Origin of the sequence: Alkalihalobacillus deserti, from assembly GCF_020734105.1 — a bacterium.
Lineage (GTDB): Bacteria > Bacillota > Bacilli > Bacillales > Bacillaceae_D > Halalkalibacter > Halalkalibacter deserti.
Genome location: NZ_JAJAFR010000012.1, coordinates 39,041 through 57,680 on the forward strand (window position 1 = coordinate 39,041; position 18,640 = coordinate 57,680).

The window sequence follows — 18,640 nt, forward strand, 5'->3', positions numbered from 1 at the left end:
CCCTCTACTCATTTTTCATTCCAACTCTTTTGATACTAATTGATACTTCTATATTCACTGGTACGTCTTTATATATTTCAAGCCATTTTTCTTTCGTTTTAATGTTCTTATTCCAATACTCTCGTTGTTTTGCTCGGACATGCTCACCAAAACCAAAGATGTCGGCTTGATCGTTTTGTGTTTTTTTGATCATTTTGATAAAGCTTTCTTCTGCAGCCTTCTCAAGCGCTTTTTCAATGTCTTTTATGTTTTCCGTGTTTAGCTCTAATTCCTCACTAATCACTTCAGCTATCTCTCCATCTGCATGAATATGAATTCTTATATATGGAATCCCATTATTCATGTCGATCTTAAAGTTCGACTTCCGCTTAATTGCATTAAACATAATCGTCGCATCCTTTTCAGGAATTGGAAGTAGCAGGGAATAACCGCCAGGATTGATTTCCATAATCGCCATATAACGACCAATCTCTAGCGCTTTTGTTGTACCGATGAGCTTCGCCTCCCGAAAATAAGCAAGACCAGAAATTTCAAGATTCCCATTTTCCTTAAGCGTAACATAAGGAAGTATAGGAGACTGCCCCAAACTTTTACTTTTACTCCAAAACTTCCCAATATACTCTTCAGGGAATTTCCCGATTCTAATCGCTTCATCAATCGCTCCTACTAAATATAATGAAGGAATTCTTGCTAATTCAGGATCAATCTCCATGTATTTAGCGGCCGCTCCTTGTGAAACAATCAACCATGCTGTTCGTCTTAGTTGAGGATTTCTTTTTAGAAAATCCCCATGCTCCAAACCAGCCCTTGCGAACTCTTCACTTACAACCAAAACTCGTAAATGCCCCATATATAGAGGAAGAGAAATTTGTTGTTCGAGGTTTTCCCATGCATCATCAATTGTTCGACCAGTAACCTCCACCACTTTAACCGTTTCTTTCCCACTTTGGCCCGAATCGCCGCCTGTACCTAACGGAAGTTTTCCCGGAATTGCTATTTGAACATTCAATTTCACCAAGGATTGTTGAGGAAACGAGGCATTCTTATTTTCATGTGTAACTTCGGCTTCCTTTTCTATTTCTTCAACAGTTGCCACATCGAATGCTATCCCTAATACATTGGCTCTTTCTTCAATATCGATATAGTCCCAACACCCGCTCAAAAGTGTGAGCCCCAAAAGAATCAAGAAGCTAAGACATAACTTAACCATGTTGGTCTAGACTCCTTTCGATTCCTTTCTTCCTTTTTCGTTTGCGAACCCACACTATGACAAGTAATAAGCATGGATAACCAAATGTAATAACAAGACCAACCATCTCAACGACCCTAATTATGTCATACATCTCTAGCACATTACGCGGGATAGATGATATAAAAAAAACAAATGGCAGGATTAAAAAAGAAAACATTTTATGGTCTTTAAAATGAAACACTTGCTTTATTGCATAAATGCAGAGGAAATAACTGGAAAATATTGTAGTGTAGACAGCGGTCACCCAAACAGCTAAAAAGGCAGCATCTAACCTTTGAAGTATTTCGCCAGGTAATGTCGTTATCCTTGTTAATTCTAACATTGGCCACATTAAGCCTTTAATCTCTTCGGACCCAAAAACAGCTAGGTTAGCGATTACAATAATTAAATAAAGTCCTCCTGAAAAAATGACTCCCCAGGTAGCAGCTTTTAACGCTTGTTGTGTCTCTCGCATTGCTGGGATCACGATCGTTAAAATAAATGATAATTGAAACATTGCTGCAACTAATAGTATTCCTGCCATAGGATTTGTTGGAGCGTTCCCCATAACTGGCTGAAGATAAAGCACATTTGCATGTTTTAACGAAAAAATACTAATCAATAAAGCAGGTGCGAAAATCAACGGGAAATAAAAATGATGTATATAAGCAAAAGTTGTTATATTATTACGTACTGAAATGGCGACTAAAACGAGTGTTGCCAGTACCATAACTTCTAAAGGTGTTTCATGCAGCACCGTGGTTTTTACCACCTCACCGAATTCACGGGCGTTAAAAGCTGTTAAGACAACCAAATACCAAATAATCAATACACTAAAAAAGCGAGCTAGCCATTTACCAATAATCTCTTCACTATATTGAAAAATGGATTTTCCTGAAAACTTTTTTCCGAGTTGACAAATGATCCAAACCGCTATAAAGGCTACGAGCGTTCCAAATATAGTGAGGAGCGGGCCACTAGTATCTCCGAATTCAACCGCTCTTCTTGCAATTGTCAACATACCAGTGCCAATAATGCTACTGGCGGTTATGATCGCTGTTTGGATTGCCGTTATCTTTTTTGGAAACTCCATTTGTCTTATCCCACCTTTTATGACCGGCTTGTAAATCTAATGGATTGCTTTGTTCTTGATTAAATTCAGCAATGACGTCATCACCTAGGCGATCTTGATTTTGTGGATGAAACTGTCCAGGTCGTTTTGGCATCTTCCAAAGCGGCATCCGGATGATCGTATCTTTCATTCCTTGAAAATCTCCTGGTACGATTGGTGTCAAATACGGGACGCCAAACGATTTTAACGAAAGGATATGATTCATGATTAAAATAAATCCAAACATCAAACCAATTAATCCAAAAGTACCCGATATAATAACTAATGGAAAACGAAGCATCCTTAGCGCAATTGCTGCGTTATAAGCTGGTGTTGCAAAGGAACCGATCGTTGTCAAAGCAATAACGACAACAGTAATCGGGTTAGCAAACCCAGCTTCGACTGCTGCTTGTCCGATGACAAGAACCCCAACAATAGAAAGAGCCCCACCTACCTGCTGCGGCAACCGAACCGTCGCTTCTCTAAGTACTTCCATTGCTATTTCCATAAATAAAACTTCCATAATCGTTGGAAATGGGACTCCTGCTCTCCCACTCGCTATTGCGATTGCAAAATCTGTTGGAATTAATTCAGGATTAAATGCGATAATGGCGACATAAAAAGATGGGAAAAATAAAGCAAACGATAATGCTAAAACACGCAGCAATCTAAGTAAACTCCCCATAACAAAACGTTCTGTATAATCCTCAACCGTTTGAAAAAATTGGGCAAAAACAGCAGGGGCAATGAGAGCAAAAGGAGAGCCGTCAGTAAGGAGGACGACCTTCCCCTCTAACATCGCCGAAACCGCTTTATCAGGTCGCTCTGTATTTTGGATTTGCGGAAAAGGAGACATGTGATTGTCCTCAATAAATTGCTCTAAATAGCCTGAATCGGCAATGCTGTCGATGTCGATAGCGACTACTCGGTCCTTTACCTCTTCAACCAGCCTAGGATCAGCAATTCCTTCTACATAACATAACGCTACATTTGTTTTCGTTAACCGACCAATCTTCATCGATTTAATCCGAAAGTCTGTAGTCTGTAGCCGGTAGCGTAAGAGAGCAAGATTAGATTGTAACGATTCAATAAATCCTTCACGCGGACCACGAATGACTCGTTCTGTGTCTGGATTATCGATCGATCGTTTATCAACATTCCGGTTCCCGAAGAGAAAAGCTTCGTTTAACCCGTCGATTAAAACGACTGCATTTCCCTCCATTATGGCTTGTAAAATAGTAGAAATTTGATCTTCTAACTTAATATCAGCTCGGAAAAGTACTTCATTGAATAAAATATCCTTTAAGTCTACTTTATCTATCTTTTCGTGATCCAAATGTCTAGGGATGTACATAAAAGACTTTAATGTATCTTGGACATCGTCCTTGCTATTATAATTTTCAAAGTAAGCCATTGCCGCTTTGTACTTACCAAAAACATGAAAACGTCTAATAACAAAATCATCACTTACACCAAGTAAGCGTTCAATTAGCTGAATTGATTGATTTAAATTTGTATCAATGCTTTTATTTTGATAGTCATCTATTATTTGATCTGGTGCTTTTTTCACTTTACTTTTATTAATTTTCCGTAATATTGTAGGTTTCCTATGTTTGAATCTCAATTAAAGTTAACCTCCCTTGAACTAACGGAAAACAGGTAATGATTTCCCAATAGACTTTTCCTCACAGAGTTTTGTTTATTTTGTCACTTCAATAAAAATAATATTCCTTAAATACTAAATACTCCCTAGCTGATTTGAGTAGTATTTAACTCGTAATTTGGCTTTGTCATATGTTCCATTACGACATTTTTGTCAGTAAGTGAAATAATAATTACCACTATGAAATACGGTTAAAGTTCCCTTCATTTATTACAACAATAAAACTAGAAATCAGAACCTGACTTTTTAGGTTTCTCCATTTATATATGTTTGCCTCTCGCTCTTTCGGTTTCTTCATTTATTTGAGCTTCTTAATCTATAGATTCATCCGTTCTAGCCCACAATTGTGAAATAAACCTCTACAAATTCAAACTCGCAATTAAAAACTTTATACAATACATAGAAACTGATCAAAAAAAATAAATAAAAAAACACCCTATACAGGTGTTTTTCTAATCAATTATTTGTTTTTGACCTGAGGTTGCTTTGATTTTTCTTCCCTATCACTATACTCTGGGTAGCTTAAGTTCCCCTCGCTGCTTTTTAAATTTTTTTCTTCATCTCTCTGATTTCTTTTATTCGCCATATGACCACTCCTTTACAGATAATATGTTCAATTGTGTTACAGATTATGTTGGAGATTTCTTTCGATTGGTCTATAGTTAACTCCATACCTTATGTATAAGGAGCGATAAAAGTGAAAATAATCGTTATCTCTGATACCCATATTCCAAAACGAGCTAAAAAACTTCCGGAGCAATTAATAGTAAATCTTAAACAAGCAGACCTGATTATCCATGCTGGCGATTGGCAAATACTTGAGGTTTATCAGGAGTTGGCGGGGTACGGAGAGGTTCAAGGAGTCATAGGAAATGTAGATGGTCAAGATATTCAAGAGCGTTTTCCAGAAAAACTCATCATTGAGGTTCATCCCTTTAAAATTGGGGTCGTTCATGGTCATGGTAAAAAACTAACGACCGAAAGACGTTCACTTGATGCATTTAAGGGCGAACAGGTTGATTGCATCGTCTTTGGGCATTCTCATATACCAGTGATAAAAAAAACAGATGATATACTTTTATTTAACCCAGGATCAGTAACAGATAAAAGAAGACAGCCCTGTTATTCATATGGAATTTTAACTATAAAAGAAGATACTATTAAAGCGGAACATATCTTTTTTGATGATAAATCATAATGGCTGTTACATTTGTTCCTTATTGATCAAAAAATAGCCAACAATAAAAAGAGAATGAATCAAAGGATTCACTCTCTCAAAATAAGCCTAGATTTCAATATCGACGCCAATGCTGTCGACTCTTCCTACTTCTCTTATGTACGCAGCGACAGCTTGGTGTTCTGTATTTTCTACATATGCCTCTAATGCAGCTTTATCTTCGAAACGAACCATTAACACGACTTGATACTCCTTGCTCTTCTCAGCAAAGTTAAGTCCCGCTTGTAAATCTACTATTCCAGTAAGTTGATTTTCAAGTGCTTTAAAACGTGTTACAACATCGTTTAATTGTTCTTGTGTCGTCGTTTCTCCAAATTTAACTAGTACGGTACGTTGAATCATGTAATTTGCCTTCTTTCTATTTCAATTCTTTCTAGCAAGGTTTATTTTATCTCAATCATGTAGATAGATGCAATAAATTAAGTCTTTTTGACAAAGACCATTTAGATGATCATACTTACTCAAACATAGACGATCTATAGCAACCTTAGTACGTTTGCTTCGTATTTTTTATTCGAATATTTCTACTCTTATATTTTTGAGTGTCTGTATATAGCGAGTAAATAGTAACAACAAGACATCCTAAAGCAAAAAATGCTAATAAAATAAAGCCGGCACTATAACTACCTGTTACGCTTTTGAGAACACCCATAACAAGTGGTGGGAAAAATCCGCCGATTCCACCGATTGCACTAATAATACCAGTAACAGCACCTGTATTAGTTGGTGACACTGTTGGTACTAGTTTAAAAACAGCCCCATTTCCCGCACCTAAAAACAGCGCCATAACAACGCAACTACTACTAAAGAATCGAAAATCATTAACCGATAAAGCCATGACTGTTGCGCATAATGTGATCCCACTAAACAAGAAAATAAGAACTTGATTTGCGCCAAATTTATCGGCAACATACCCTCCTAGTGGTCTTATAAAGGTAGCGATTATAACGAACCCTGCTACTGTTAATCCAGAATTCACAGCATTTAGATGAAAGACCTCTTGTAATAAAGTTGGTAAATAAAAGCCGAAAGCTACAAATCCACCAAAGGTTAGAAAATAGTAAAGAGAGAGTACCCACGTAGCTTTAATACTTGTAACAGACAATGAATCTTTTAACGTGTTTACCTTTTTAGGTTTCGGCAATTCTTTTGTGCCTATCCAGAAAATGAAAGCCATTATACTAATCGCAATTGCCAAACTCCAAAATGCCCATTGTGAACCAAAACGTTCGACAATCGTAGGTAGACTTAAAGAAGCAACCGCTGTTCCTAGGTTACCAATTCCTATAATACCTAGCACTAAACCTTGCTTTTCAGGCGGAAACCACTTTGTGACATAAGTAACAGCAATCGTAAACGTTGTTCCTGCCATGCCGATTAAAAATGCCCAAAATAAGAGTGCAGTAAAAGAATTAGCAAATCCAACTGCCACCATAGGGAAAACAGTGAACAGCATCATTAATGTATAAACTTTTCTAGCTCCATACTTGTCTGCAATGATTCCAATTGGAATACGCATTAAAGACCCCAAAATAATTGGTGTGACAATAATAAAACTCTTCTGTGTTTCACTTAATTGATATTGCTCTTGTAAAGTTGATGCTATAGGTGAAAACACAGACCAAACAGCAAAAGAAATAATCATTGCTAATGTTGATAATATTAATGCTGACATTTGTTCCTTCTTTTTCATTTTACCCTTCCCCCTCAAAATATGGTTTATAAATGGGGAGTCGCGTAAAAATTTTTCTTTCCCCTACCTAAATAACCGAACTTTTTTTATAAGAAGTACAGGTTAAATACTAAATAAAATGCTCTATTATATCTATCACCTTGTAAGATCTGTTCACAAGGAAATTTCATTTGGCATGTTTCCAATTTAAAAATAAACAAATAGAAAAAGGGTGTAAGACGAGGGGAACATTAACTATTACAAAAGAGGTATTTTGACATACGTGTTATTGTGTGGCATATTTCCTGCCGAAAGTTGATACAGGTATTAGATGGGGTGTTAAGATGAGGTCAAATCAAAGAAAACATTAGGAGGAATTACAAATGACAAGTAGTAAGCTTAAAAATCCTGGAATTCTATCTTTATTAGCGTTGACATTTGTTCTCTTTTTTCAATAAACATGTTTCATGTTAAGAACATTGCAATCTGGGTTACGATTAAAATAAGCTATTAAGGCGTGCTCCTTAATAGTCACGGGTTCAGTTCTAGGAGGGAAACTGTTAATTATTTGGCTAACTAACATAGAAATTGGTTATGTAATTTACGACTTATTAACAGTGTAATTAGCATACGAAAACGCTCGGATTTCCGAGCGTTTTTCACTTTATATAATTTTTCTTGTTCCATTAAAGCCGTAAGAAAAAGCTTATTAAACTTACTCTTCTAATTAACGGAACCACGATCCTCATTGTTGACCTGCCGGATCCTCATTCCGCTATTCCCTACAAATTCCTTGTTTGGGGCTTCGTTCGGATCCTCGTTCCGTTAATCTTCTTTTTAAACCTTATTTTCCATTAATTTTGTACTTTTAGCGGAACGAGGATCCTCTTTATCCCTTTTGAAACAGCTTTTCTTACTTTTAACGGAACCACGATTCATTCCGCATTGAAATACTTCACCACTTATTGAACAGTCTTTACTTCAATAAGAAAAAAAGGCAATACTTTAAAAAAATTTCGAATATCCAGTTAAACTCCCCCATTGATGAGAAAGTTTTCGACTTATTTTTCATGTTAGTTCCACAAAGAGTTGAATAGTTCTCACTATTATTTTAACATAAAGTACCATTAATCCTTGTAATCCTTCGATAAGAAGCATCTGAATTAACAGGCATTTTAACACCGCTTTTAACCAGTGAATAATAGCTATTATTCACTGGTTATTTACCTTGCTAATAAGGGTACTAATTCCTGTATTAATAACACGTAAAGGCTGATATGACAACAAGTTGAATAAGACCAAATCTAATGCGATTGGGTCTTAAAAAAATCGTGTTATTTACTATTTCATCTCCCTAAACTGAACCCGTTACCTTAATAGCTTGTTTTTTAAATCGTACATATCTCAACAGGACAATCTCCGCATTTTAAATAGTTTTTTAAGTATTGTAAATCGTGAATGACAATCTTATTATTATCATACGCAATGATTTTATCTTTCTTCAATTCACTCATGATTCTATTAACGCCTTCGCGTGTTGCCCCAAACACCCGCAACATATTTTACGTGATCTGGGTTATCAATCTTACGATAACCAGGAAGTGCATCAGCTTTTTGACCGTGTTCACGACCGCCTTGTCCATTACCTTGACCTGTAATCGTAGCTACACCGGATGCAAATTTGCCAATTTGTCCTCGTAGTAAGGCCAATGAGGTGTATAATGTTACATTGTCAACACCCTTGTTTTGTTGTTCAATGCCCCGACAGAACGAGACAATTGATTTAGGAGATTCCCCATATATGCGAGCTGCTTTAATAATTTTTTCTGTTGAAACCCCCGTGATTTTAGATGTGTACTCTGGTGTGAATTTTTCCACCATTGCTTTTAATTCTTCATAATTGTTGCATCTTCCTTGAACAAATTCAGTGTCGACATAGCCTTCTTTGATGATCAAGTGCATCATGCCATTGGCTAAAGCTGAATCGCATATTTACCAACTAAGTAACACTTTTCATTGGTCATTGATACTCCACCAAAGACACCTACTGCATCTTTACCATGATCTTTCTGCAACCTTTTAAAGTTTTTCTCAATTAAGTCATAAGCCTCTTCCCAATTTGATTCGATAAATTGGCCATTCTTTTTTATTAGTGGTTTGAGAATACGTTCCTTGTGATTAACCGTTTGATAGGCGGTCACACCTTTTGGACACATCTTTCCAAGCGTAACCGGCCAATCATACCGTGGTTCCACGCCTACTACCTTGCCTGACTTTTCGTTGACTCTTATATGCATTCCGCATTGCATTCCACAATAGCAGCAATGTGTTGTAATCAACTTTTCTCCAGGTTTTTGTATGTTTTTGACTCCGTCTTTTACAAGAAATTCACTCATTTATTTATCCCCCGCTTTTTCATAATAGGAATCTTCTCGTTTTTGGCCAAACCCTGGAATATGAATTCCAGTATTTGTCTGGATCGGTCCATTTGGAGAAGGTAAGTTAGATTGAATGTTTAGTTGTTTCATCACACGAATTCTTCTTCGACAGCTTGGACAGTAATCCGCTAAGTACGAACCATCTTCAAGCTGAAAGTCAAAGCTTTGTACTCCTAGAATTTGCTTCACATCAGCAATTTGATCATCATTGCTGTAAGGTGAATGACATGATTTACACTCTCTCGTATCAACACCTCCGACCTCTTGATAATTCATTGGTACAGCAGTCGCAAGCGGTCTCACTGGAAGGTGAAATAATTTTCCAAATGGGAAATACACTAAGAAAATGACAACTGTTATCTGATGAATAAGTGCTAAATACGGATGAATCCAACCTCCTAATAACTTATAAGATACGGTAAGTAAAAGACCTGTTACTGTCACTGCAAGTAATACATATAATGGAAACAAATCAAATTCTACACGCTGCGTTACTTTTACATCTTAATCTTTAGAACGTCTTATTAGCGCCATTGTTACACCGAGGAACACCATCATGGCTGTAATACTCAATCCGTTATAAACTAATTCTGCAAATAATCCATAAGCTGCTATTTTAATAGTAGGAATTCCCATTACCACTATCTGATAGGTCTCAGGGTCAATTAGTTTAAAATGCATCCAACCAAACGTTAACCCAAACGTAATTGCAAACGAACCAATACAGCCCCAAGCAATCAGCCAATGCATGATTCCTCTATAAATTCCGCGTTTGAAGATAAATTTTTGAAGAATAATGTTATCAATAAACGTTTTTATGATGGCGTTCCAATTTCGTTTTGCTCTCTTTTTCTTTTTCATATTACTGAAACTTCTTTTGAGGACTTGATAGGTAGTTTGGTCGAATCGCCCATGCACATATCCGAATCGTCATACCGATTGCCAAAACTAAGGATCCGATTAAATAACCGAATAACATCATATCAACATGTGAGAACTGTCCAGTTCCTACCCACATCAAGAAAATCAAGACTAATATTATAGTAAAAGAATACATACTTGCTTTTGAATAAAACGACCTTTCCATCTGACTCATGTTGCCACTCCTTACTAATTCAATAAAGTTGTAAAGTTATTGTAAGATTTTATTTCATCACAAACTGTGACGTTGCTCACACTTCCTTTCTTTTATATGTCGAAAACGTGAATAACAAGAAATGAAATAAAAAAAAGAAACTCCTCATCATTGATGATTCGTTTCCAATCCTTCATTTATGGAGTTTACTCGAAAGTTTTTATTATGCTCCAATACTTGTTGATAATCTTCTAAACTTTGAATCCGAAAAGAAAAAGAACTATTATCTATACAACGCAATACCTTAAACGTGATACGTTCGAGTAAACTCATTATTCCTAATTGCTCTTGTTCCACTAATTCTTGAGTAGCTTCTATACATGAGCGATCATAAATACCATGAAATAATTGTAAATGGCCCTCCCATTCAGGTACAACTAATTGAACACCAGATTGCTTTTTCTCATAAATCATTTGGGGAACCGCATCAACTGATAGAAATGGCATATCTGGAGTAACGACCCTAAGAGTATCATTTTTCGCTAAAGATAATGCTGCATGCATCCCACTTAAAGTACCTGTACCTTTATAATAATCAGTTATGATTCGAATTGAACTTCCAAGTATAGGTAAGTATGAATGAGGTTGATTTGTTACCAAGATGATTTCTTGACAGACTTTCTTCATTTCTCGAACTTGCCTTTCAAGTACCGTATCATTTCCTATCTTTAATAGGACAGTTAAGGTATCAAGACCTTTTGCGTATCCGCCATCTATAATTACACCGGTTAAATTCATTTCGCCACACCTCCTTACCTATACTTTAAATTCAAATCTTAAAAACATCTGTTAACTTGGTCACAGTTTCAAATAAATTCAACAAAAGCCTATTTCGTTAAGGTGTGATTTTATCACATTTTATTTTTTAGTGATCCGTTATAATAAAAACAATCATACGTCAGGAGGAATTACCATGACAAAATTAACACTTGAGCGTAGCATCCAACAAAATACATTCCATCTATCAGATAAAACATTAACGGCTTTAACCGATATTATGTACGAACAAACAGTCGAGGCTGGGAGCTACTTATTTTGGGAAGGTGCCCAAGCTATAAAAGAGGGTCATGTTAAAATGACAAAATCAACATCTGATGGTAAGGATTATATCCTCAATATGTTTAGTAATGGTGACTTATTTGGAGAATTAAGTAGTTTCATTGATATTAAATATAGCTATAATGCACAAGTGATGAAGGATAGTGTGATTGGAGTTATCCAACAAAAAGATTTGGAAATTATCCTTTGGCAACAAGGGGAAATTGCTGTTGAATTTTTAAAATGGACGTCGTTATTGAATCAAATTACACAGTCCAAATTACGTGACTTAACGCTTCACGGTAAACTCGGTGCTCTTTGCTCAACGATCATTCGAATGCCCAATTCTTACGGTGAGAAATTGAATGGTGGAATTCGCATTACAAAGAAAGTTAAAAATGGTGAACTAGGAGAATATATTGGTGCAACAAGAGAAAGCGTGAATCGTATGTTATCTGATTTGCGTTCAAAAGAAATAATAGGTCAAGAGAATGGCCATCTTGTTGTCTATGAATTAGATCAATTAAAGGATATTTGCCATTGTGAAAATGGTCCTTTAGAGATTTGCAGAATGTAATGTAAAAATGAGGCTGACAGCTAATGTCAGCCTCATTTTTACATGGTCAGAATTAGTTTGTACCCCATTAATCCCTTTAATAACAAAACGCTTCACTTGTTATACACACTTTCCTCGATAAAGTGATGTTCATCACAGTTTTTATCCTATTTTTCTTATATTGTAGTAACAAAGGAGTGAGCAAATTGTTAAATGGAAATATCATTGCAATTACAAGTGGAAAAGGTGGCGTAGGAAAATCGACCGTTGCCGTAAATCTTGCCCTATCATTAGCAGATGTAGGTAAAAAAGTTGCGCTTATTGACTTAGATATTTATGGTTATAGTATTCCTAAAATCTTAAACATCCAATCGAAACCAAAAACAATGAATAATAAAATGATCCCAGTCGGACATGAGAATATTACAGTTATGTCAATGGGCTTCCTTTTAAAAGGAAATGAGCCAGTTGTCTGGCGCGGTCCTATGGTCGGAAAAATGATCGATCACTTTTTTGATGAGGTCATTTGAGGGAAACAAGATTATGTTATTCTTGATTTACCACCAGGGACCGGTGACATGGCATTAGATCTGCATCAAAAGCTACCACAATGTCAAGAAATTATTGTTACTACCCCGCACCCCAATGCTGTTCATGTAGCGGAACGGACTGGGATTATGGCGAAGCAAACCAATCACACCATTTTAGGTGTCATTGAAAACATGTCGTATTTCACTCCTAATGGAACCGAGAAATACTATTTATTTGGCCAAGGAGGCGGAGAAAAACTTGCTTCTAGTCTAGGGACAGACTTACTTGCTTCTATCCCACTAGCAGCACCACAAGAATATGGTGACCCTTCTGTATTGATAAGCGAAGAACCTGAACTTAAGAAAGTGTTTTATGCATTAGCTGTGAAATTGATAAATAAGTTTGCCCAGAGACAATAAAATAGAAATTAATATTGAATTCATTGATAGAGCATCTTTATCATCTTGATGGTGCTCTATTTTCTTTAATTTTAAAATCGCCTTTTAACGATTGTTGATGCTGACAAGATTATCTTTATTGAAAACGGAGTAGTTACTGGAATGGAACTCATGACGAACTCTCATCTTCCCACAATTTATATCGAGAATTTGCTAAACAGCAACTCGTCTAAGAGCTTAAATATGAACAACTATTTTTGCTATTTAACTTTTAGCTTATCTAATTTAAATATTCCCACTTTTATGTAAAATCAGCCTATCTCTAAATCGAATCATGATAATAGAGTGTCTGACCTACCATAGAACAAAGCAAAGCTCAAATAATTATTGTTGAGTTAAAATAACTGGACCGTTTTTCGTGATCACCAATGTATGTTCATATTGTGCAGATAATTTGCCGTCTACAGTTCGTGCGGTCCATCCATTTGCATCTAACTTACTGCCCCATGCTCCTTGATTTATCATTGGTTCGATGGTGATGACCATCCCTTCTTTGAGTCTCAGACCTCTGCCAGGTGCACCAAAATGAAGAATTTGTGGCTCTTCGTGAAGGGTCGGTCCAATGCCATGTCCTGTAAAATCTCTAACAACGGAAAATCCTTCAGGTTCCACATATGTTTGGATAGCATGACCGATATCGCCTAACCGATTCCCAATAAGAGCTTGTTCAATCCCTTTATAAAGCGATTTCTCAGTGACTTCTAATAATTTTTTGGCACTACTTGAAATGTCTCCAACCGGATATGTCCAAGCTGAATCTGCCAACCCGCCTTTATAGTTTACGACCATATCGATTGTAACGATATCTCCGTCCTTTAGAGACTGATTTCTCGGGAATCCATGACAAATTTCATCGTTCACTGAGGCGCATGTTGCATATTCATAACCCTTATAGCCTTTTTGTTCTGGTGTTGCTCCATTTTCTTGTAAAAAACCTTCTACAAACGTATCAATCTCTAAAGTTGTAATGCCTGGTTTAATCAGTTTAGCAATTTCTTTATGGCAAGAAGCCAATATGACACCAGCTTGTTGCATTAATTTAATTTCTCTTTCGCTTTTTAAGTTCACCATATAACTCACTCCTAAACGTTGATATCTTAATATAAATGTTGTCCTCACTTAAGAAACTTTAAGTGTCCTTAACTAGATTAACTCTAAAGTTCTCCTTTTTCAATAATACCCAGTACGTGTCTACAACGTCATCTACTCTTTCATTCATGGTTCTTTATTCTTATCACCTGAAAAGTTTTCAAACTTAAAGCAATCCGTTGTATGATCATGTACCAAACCGGTAGCTTGCATAAAAGAATAACAAATCGTAGGGCCAACAAATTTAAAACCGTGAGCTTTCAGAGATTTACTCATTTTTTCAGAAATAGCATTCTTTGAAGGGACTTCTTTGCTAGAAGCCCATTGATTTACAATTGTCTTATGATCAACAAATGACCAAATGAAATTTGAAAAACTACCATGTTCCATTTGTATTTTTATTATACAGTTCGCGTTATGTATAACAGAATTTAATTTCAATTTATGTTGAATAAGGTCTCGATTCGTTAACAATTCTTCTTGTTCCTCTTCCGTAAAAGCTGCGACTCTATCAATAGAAAAATCATGGTAAGCCCTTTTATAATACTCTCGTTTTTTAAGAACAGTTAACCAGCTTAATCCTGCCTGTGCCCCTTCAAGGGTAAGGTATTCAAATAATTTTTGATCATTAAATATCGGACTCCCCCACTCATGATCATGATATTCTTTTAATAATTCGTGAGCCACAGCCCACTTACACCTGCATAACATAAATTCTCCTTCTCTGCTACTTTCAGTCTTGATTCTAGCTCATTGAAATAACACACTATTATCAATGTTTTTTCACTTCATCAGTTTAAACCATTATGAACTTAAAAAACACGCAGTTTAGCGATTAGTGACTAGAAGTATTTAAAGAAACCTAAGCATCTTTTGTAGAGTGTTAAGGTAAGTAGGTCAGGACGTAAGGCATTATCGGTTGTTTGACCTAAAGAAATACTGTAAATAATCCCTCCACCCGATGGGATTCCATTTTCATTTTCTGTAACTATGGATAAATAAAAGGTTTCATTATTTTCAAGGGCCTTTAGATGCCTTTGAACCCGATTAGTTGCTTCAGATAACATCTAATTGTAAATTTGTGTATTAAATTTCATCGAAGTTACCATATTATTTGAATCCGTTGCAGCTATAGACATTAAAGTTGGTTTAATTCCCCGCTCAATAATCTTAAATGAGAGCAAGAGGATATATCGAAATGGAATCGGTCCTTTACGAGAGCGAGGTTTGTATTTACTTGGTGTTCTCATGTCAGCCCCTCTTTATTCATTTTTATGCAACAAGGTTAGGAGTTTGACCAAATAAAATGGAAATGGTTTGACCATAAATTTTATGGAATATTACTGATATCATATTAAATGTTAGAGAAAGCATCAAACCCTTTTATTTTTTCTCATAGATTCGCAAACAATTACTTCACGAGAAAATGATCCTTTTTTCGCAACACAACGGTCGACTATGTCAAACCCCGCCTTAACAAGAATAGAATCAATTGGATCAATGGTTATGACAACAACTTTATCAGCAAATTTATAGGCACTCTTAAGCATGGCTAATTGTGAATCAGGAGACAAAACCGAACATAAATTGTATGGCATATCAATTATGGCCACATCATAATGATCTCTTACATTTCGCATATCACCTAGATTCACTTCTCCTTCAAATCCAAAATAACCTATATTTTCTCTAGCACCTGGGATTACAAGAGGGTTTAAATCTCTGCCTACAATGTCTAATCCCATTGATAATGCTTCGATCAAAACCGTTCCAATTCCGCAACAAGGGTCTATTACTTTATTTCCAGTCGTGATAGGAGATGCAATATTAACCACGGCCCTTGCAACACGAGTACTTAAAGCGGTGGAATAATTATGTGGTTTTGCTTGGTGCTTTAACCAAATGGCCTTACTTTTTATATATTTACCAAATAGCCATCCTTCATTTAACTTCATAATTGCAAATATCATTTCTGGATTTATTAAATCAACCTTTCCTCGAATTCTCGTCCCCACTTCCCGTTCAATCGATCGTCTTTCCTTAAATTCGACTTTGTCAGTCTTTTCTTGATCTCCATGTTGAACAAACATAACTTTAAATGGTTGTTCTACAATTTTCAATTCTTTCACCTGTTGAACCATCTCTTCTAAGGAAGGTGTTTGATAAGTCACATCCACTCTTGCTTTTATAAAGGGACTTCGACTGGGGTCTATTTTCAGTGGACTTTGTAAAACAGAAGAGGAGGTATCAAATCCAAATAATGACCGCATTTCCAACTTACACAAAGAAATTTCATCTTCATGATAGGAATACGTATATATAAATTTTGCAGGTATTGTTTTAGTAAGCTTTGTCATCTAACTACTTCCCATCTTTCTATAACTTATTATCTACATTATAGTTGAAATATTGATCAAATACCGTAATTAGAATATTAAGCTAGCTTAAGAATATATCGCAAAAAAACCTGACTACCTTATTTTATGAAGGTGGTCAGGTTAGTTCGCTCCAAAGCTAAATCATAATTTTACACATGTCATTTGTAAAGTCCACTGGGTCTTGAAGTGGCAATCCTTCTATAAGTAGCGCTTGACTATAAAGTAATTTAGTATATAGACTTAGTTTCTCTTGATCTGTCTCAAAAGCATTTTTCAATGATGTAAAGACATCATGATTGGTATTGAGTTCTAGTACCTTATCCGCTTTGATATTTTGATTATCTGGCATAGCTTGAAGTATTTTTTCCATTTCAATTGTTACTTCGCCATCCGTCGCTATACAGACTGGATGTGATTTCAACCTTTTTGATACCCGAACATCCTTTACCTTATCTACTAAGATCTTTTTCATAGCTTCAAACAACTCTTTATGGTCTTTCTCTTCTGTTTGTTCACTCTGAGAATCCTCTTCTAAACCTAAATCACCACTCGATATAGATTTGAACTCTTTCTCGTTATAAGTTGCTAACATTTTAATAGCGAATTCATCAATATCTTCAGTGAAATATAAGACTTCATAGCCTTTATCTGACACTAATTCCATCTGTGGCAGCTTTTCGATTCTTTCATTCGTTTCTCCTGAAGCATAATAAATGTATTTCTGATCATCAGTCATTCTTGACACATACTCGGCTAGAGTGACCATCTTCTTTTCTTTCGAAGAGTAAAACATTAATAGATCTTGTAGTGCATCTTTATTAGAGCCGAAATCCGTGTATACGCCATATTTCAGTTGTCTACCAAATGACTGGTAAAACTGCTCATACTTTTCCCGCTCATCTTTTAATAAGCTTTGTAATTGACTTTTTATTTTACTTTTGATGTTTTTTGCAATTAACTTTAATTGACGGTCATGTTGCAAGATCTCTCTTGAGATATTTAACGATAAATCCTCTGAATCCACCATCCCTTTAACAAAACTGAAATGATCAGGTAGTAAATCAGCGCACTTATTCATGATTAATACTCCATTTGAATACAATTCTAAGCCCTTCTCATACTCTTTTGTATAAAAATCAAACGGAATGTTTTCTGGAATATACAAAATAGCATTATATCTCACAGCACCATCGACACTAATATGAAGATGTTTAAGCGGTTTGTCGAAACCATAATGTTTCTCTTTATAGAAATTCTCATAGTCTTCCGTTGTTAGTTCATTTCTATTTTTTCTCCAGATCGGCACCATACTGTTAATGGTCTGTACATCTGTATACTCTTCCCACTCACTTTCGCTCCCTTCTTTAAGTCTTTTTTCAGTAAGCTCCATTTTAATTGGGTACCGAATGAAATCTGAGTATTTCTTAATGATCGCTTTCAAACGATAATCTTCTAAATACTCATCATAATTCTCATCTTCTGAGTTTTCTTTTATTTTTAAGACGATTTCTGTACCAAAAGACTCTTTTTCAGCTGACTCTAAAGTATATCCATCCGCTCCATCCGACTCCCATTTAAATGCCTCGTTTGTACTAATTGCTTTACTCGTTACTGTAACCTCATCTGCAACCATAAAAGCGGAATAAAACCCAACTCCAAACTGACCAATGATATCGTGCCCATCTTTTAACTCGTTTTCATTTTTAAAAGCTAAAGATCCACTCTTAGCAATCGTTCCTAGGTTTATTTCCAGTTCTTCTTTCGTCATCCCGATTCCTGTATCCGAGATTTTTAATATTCTCTTTTCCTTGTCAGCAGCGACTTTTATGTAATAACTGTCTTTATCAAAGTTAATCGCCTCATCTGTTAAGGCTTTGTAATACATTTTGTCAATCGCGTCACTAGCATTTGAAATTAATTCTCTTAGAAAAATTTCCTTTTGCGTATAAATGGAATTAATCATCATTTCTAAAAGTCGTTTCGATTCTGCTTTAAATTGCTTTCTTGTCATATTGTAGCTCCCCTTCAAAAAATAAATTCAACTAGCGCTTTCGGATTGTGAAAACGGCCAGATCAGACTCAGTAAGAAATTAGCACTCTCGA

The 18,640-nt window shown here is 35.8% G+C and carries 18 protein-coding genes and 3 pseudogenes; 4 read left to right on the plus strand and 17 right to left on the minus strand.

Features of this window, described 5'->3' with window-relative positions; all coding sequences use genetic code 11:
- Positions 1-4 precede the first annotated feature (4 nt).
- The 4 genes from LDX58_RS18005 to LDX58_RS26085 form a co-directional block, all read right to left on the minus strand.
- Positions 5-1,210: a Ger(x)C family spore germination protein gene (locus LDX58_RS18005; RefSeq protein WP_227938202.1), complete on the minus strand. Its 1,206-nt coding sequence runs from the start codon at positions 1,208-1,210 to the stop codon at positions 5-7.
- Positions 1,203-2,324 (minus strand): GerAB/ArcD/ProY family transporter, encoded by a 1,122-nt coding sequence (locus tag LDX58_RS18010; RefSeq protein WP_227938203.1) that lies wholly within the window; start codon positions 2,322-2,324, stop codon positions 1,203-1,205. The genes LDX58_RS18005 and LDX58_RS18010 overlap by 8 nt, the downstream gene beginning before the upstream one ends.
- Complete coding sequence (locus LDX58_RS18015; protein ID WP_227938204.1) at positions 2,269-3,966, minus strand: spore germination protein; 1,698 nt, start codon at positions 3,964-3,966, stop codon at positions 2,269-2,271. The genes LDX58_RS18010 and LDX58_RS18015 overlap by 56 nt, the downstream gene beginning before the upstream one ends.
- Positions 3,967-4,465: 499 nt before the next feature.
- Positions 4,466-4,591: a hypothetical protein gene (locus tag LDX58_RS26085; RefSeq protein ID WP_265416748.1), complete on the minus strand. Its 126-nt coding sequence runs from the start codon at positions 4,589-4,591 to the stop codon at positions 4,466-4,468.
- 111 nt (positions 4,592-4,702) lie between these two features.
- Between LDX58_RS26085 and LDX58_RS18020 the strand changes: the two genes are divergently transcribed.
- Positions 4,703-5,203 carry a metallophosphoesterase family protein gene (locus LDX58_RS18020; RefSeq protein ID WP_227938205.1) on the plus strand — a complete coding sequence of 167 codons (501 nt, stop codon included), beginning with the start codon at positions 4,703-4,705 and terminating at the stop codon, positions 5,201-5,203.
- Between the two features lie 87 nt (positions 5,204-5,290).
- Here the strand turns inward: LDX58_RS18020 and LDX58_RS18025 are convergent, their stop codons facing one another.
- The 8 genes and pseudogenes from LDX58_RS18025 to mobA form a co-directional block, all read right to left on the minus strand.
- Positions 5,291-5,584 (minus strand): Dabb family protein, encoded by a 294-nt coding sequence (locus tag LDX58_RS18025; protein ID WP_227938206.1) that lies wholly within the window; start codon positions 5,582-5,584, stop codon positions 5,291-5,293.
- 145 nt (positions 5,585-5,729) lie between these two features.
- The gene (locus LDX58_RS18030; RefSeq protein WP_227938207.1) at positions 5,730-6,935 is read right to left on the minus strand and encodes an MFS transporter; all 1,206 of its coding nucleotides are present in this window, start codon (positions 6,933-6,935) and stop codon (positions 5,730-5,732) included.
- 1,367 nt (positions 6,936-8,302) lie between these two features.
- Positions 8,303-8,473 (minus strand): helix-turn-helix domain-containing protein, encoded by a 171-nt coding sequence (locus LDX58_RS18035; RefSeq protein ID WP_227938208.1) that lies wholly within the window; start codon positions 8,471-8,473, stop codon positions 8,303-8,305.
- A pseudogene (locus tag LDX58_RS18040) lies at positions 8,448-9,310 on the minus strand (molybdopterin oxidoreductase family protein); the annotation flags it as partial. The pseudogene LDX58_RS18040 and the gene LDX58_RS18035, both read right to left, overlap by 26 nt.
- On the minus strand, positions 9,311-9,823 hold the full coding sequence (locus LDX58_RS18045) for a hypothetical protein (protein WP_227938209.1): 513 nt from the start codon (positions 9,821-9,823) through the stop codon (positions 9,311-9,313).
- Positions 9,824-9,856: 33 nt separating this feature from the next.
- Positions 9,857-10,213, minus strand: coding sequence for a hypothetical protein (locus LDX58_RS18050; RefSeq protein WP_227938210.1), 357 nt, complete (start codon positions 10,211-10,213; stop codon positions 9,857-9,859).
- Between the two features lies 1 nt (position 10,214).
- Positions 10,215-10,448 (minus strand): hypothetical protein, encoded by a 234-nt coding sequence (locus LDX58_RS18055; protein ID WP_227938211.1) that lies wholly within the window; start codon positions 10,446-10,448, stop codon positions 10,215-10,217.
- Between the two features lie 147 nt (positions 10,449-10,595).
- A complete protein-coding gene (mobA, locus tag LDX58_RS18060; protein ID WP_227938212.1) occupies positions 10,596-11,225 on the minus strand; it encodes a molybdenum cofactor guanylyltransferase in 630 nt (209 codons plus the stop codon).
- A 175-nt stretch (positions 11,226-11,400) separates the two neighbouring features.
- Between mobA and LDX58_RS18065 the strand changes: the two genes are divergently transcribed.
- From LDX58_RS18065 to LDX58_RS26995, 3 genes and pseudogenes are all read left to right on the plus strand, one after another.
- Positions 11,401-12,102, plus strand: a complete 702-nt coding sequence (locus LDX58_RS18065) for a Crp/Fnr family transcriptional regulator (RefSeq protein WP_227938213.1) — start codon at positions 11,401-11,403, stop codon at positions 12,100-12,102.
- Positions 12,103-12,287: 185 nt separating this feature from the next.
- Positions 12,288-13,031: pseudogene (locus LDX58_RS18070) on the plus strand (Mrp/NBP35 family ATP-binding protein).
- Between the two features lie 75 nt (positions 13,032-13,106).
- A pseudogene (locus LDX58_RS26995) lies at positions 13,107-13,243 on the plus strand (multidrug transporter); the annotation flags it as partial.
- 151 nt (positions 13,244-13,394) lie between these two features.
- Here the strand turns inward: LDX58_RS26995 and map are convergent.
- The 5 genes from map to htpG all read right to left on the minus strand — a co-directional run bounded on the left by map (position 13,395) and on the right by htpG (position 18,548).
- Complete coding sequence (gene map / locus LDX58_RS18075; protein WP_227938214.1) at positions 13,395-14,141, minus strand: type I methionyl aminopeptidase; 747 nt, start codon at positions 14,139-14,141, stop codon at positions 13,395-13,397.
- Between the two features lie 144 nt (positions 14,142-14,285).
- Positions 14,286-14,846, minus strand: a complete 561-nt coding sequence (locus tag LDX58_RS18080; protein ID WP_308017562.1) for a DNA-3-methyladenine glycosylase I — start codon at positions 14,844-14,846, stop codon at positions 14,286-14,288.
- A gap of 380 nt (positions 14,847-15,226) precedes the next feature.
- Positions 15,227-15,409, minus strand: coding sequence for a hypothetical protein (locus tag LDX58_RS18085; RefSeq protein WP_227938216.1), 183 nt, complete (start codon positions 15,407-15,409; stop codon positions 15,227-15,229).
- Positions 15,410-15,532: 123 nt separating this feature from the next.
- Positions 15,533-16,516, minus strand: coding sequence for a TRM11 family SAM-dependent methyltransferase (locus LDX58_RS18090; RefSeq protein WP_227938217.1), 984 nt, complete (start codon positions 16,514-16,516; stop codon positions 15,533-15,535).
- Positions 16,517-16,673: 157 nt separating this feature from the next.
- Entirely contained in the window at positions 16,674-18,548 is a 1,875-nt protein-coding gene (htpG, locus tag LDX58_RS18095; protein ID WP_227938218.1) for a molecular chaperone HtpG, read from the minus strand.
- Positions 18,549-18,640 lie beyond the last annotated feature (92 nt).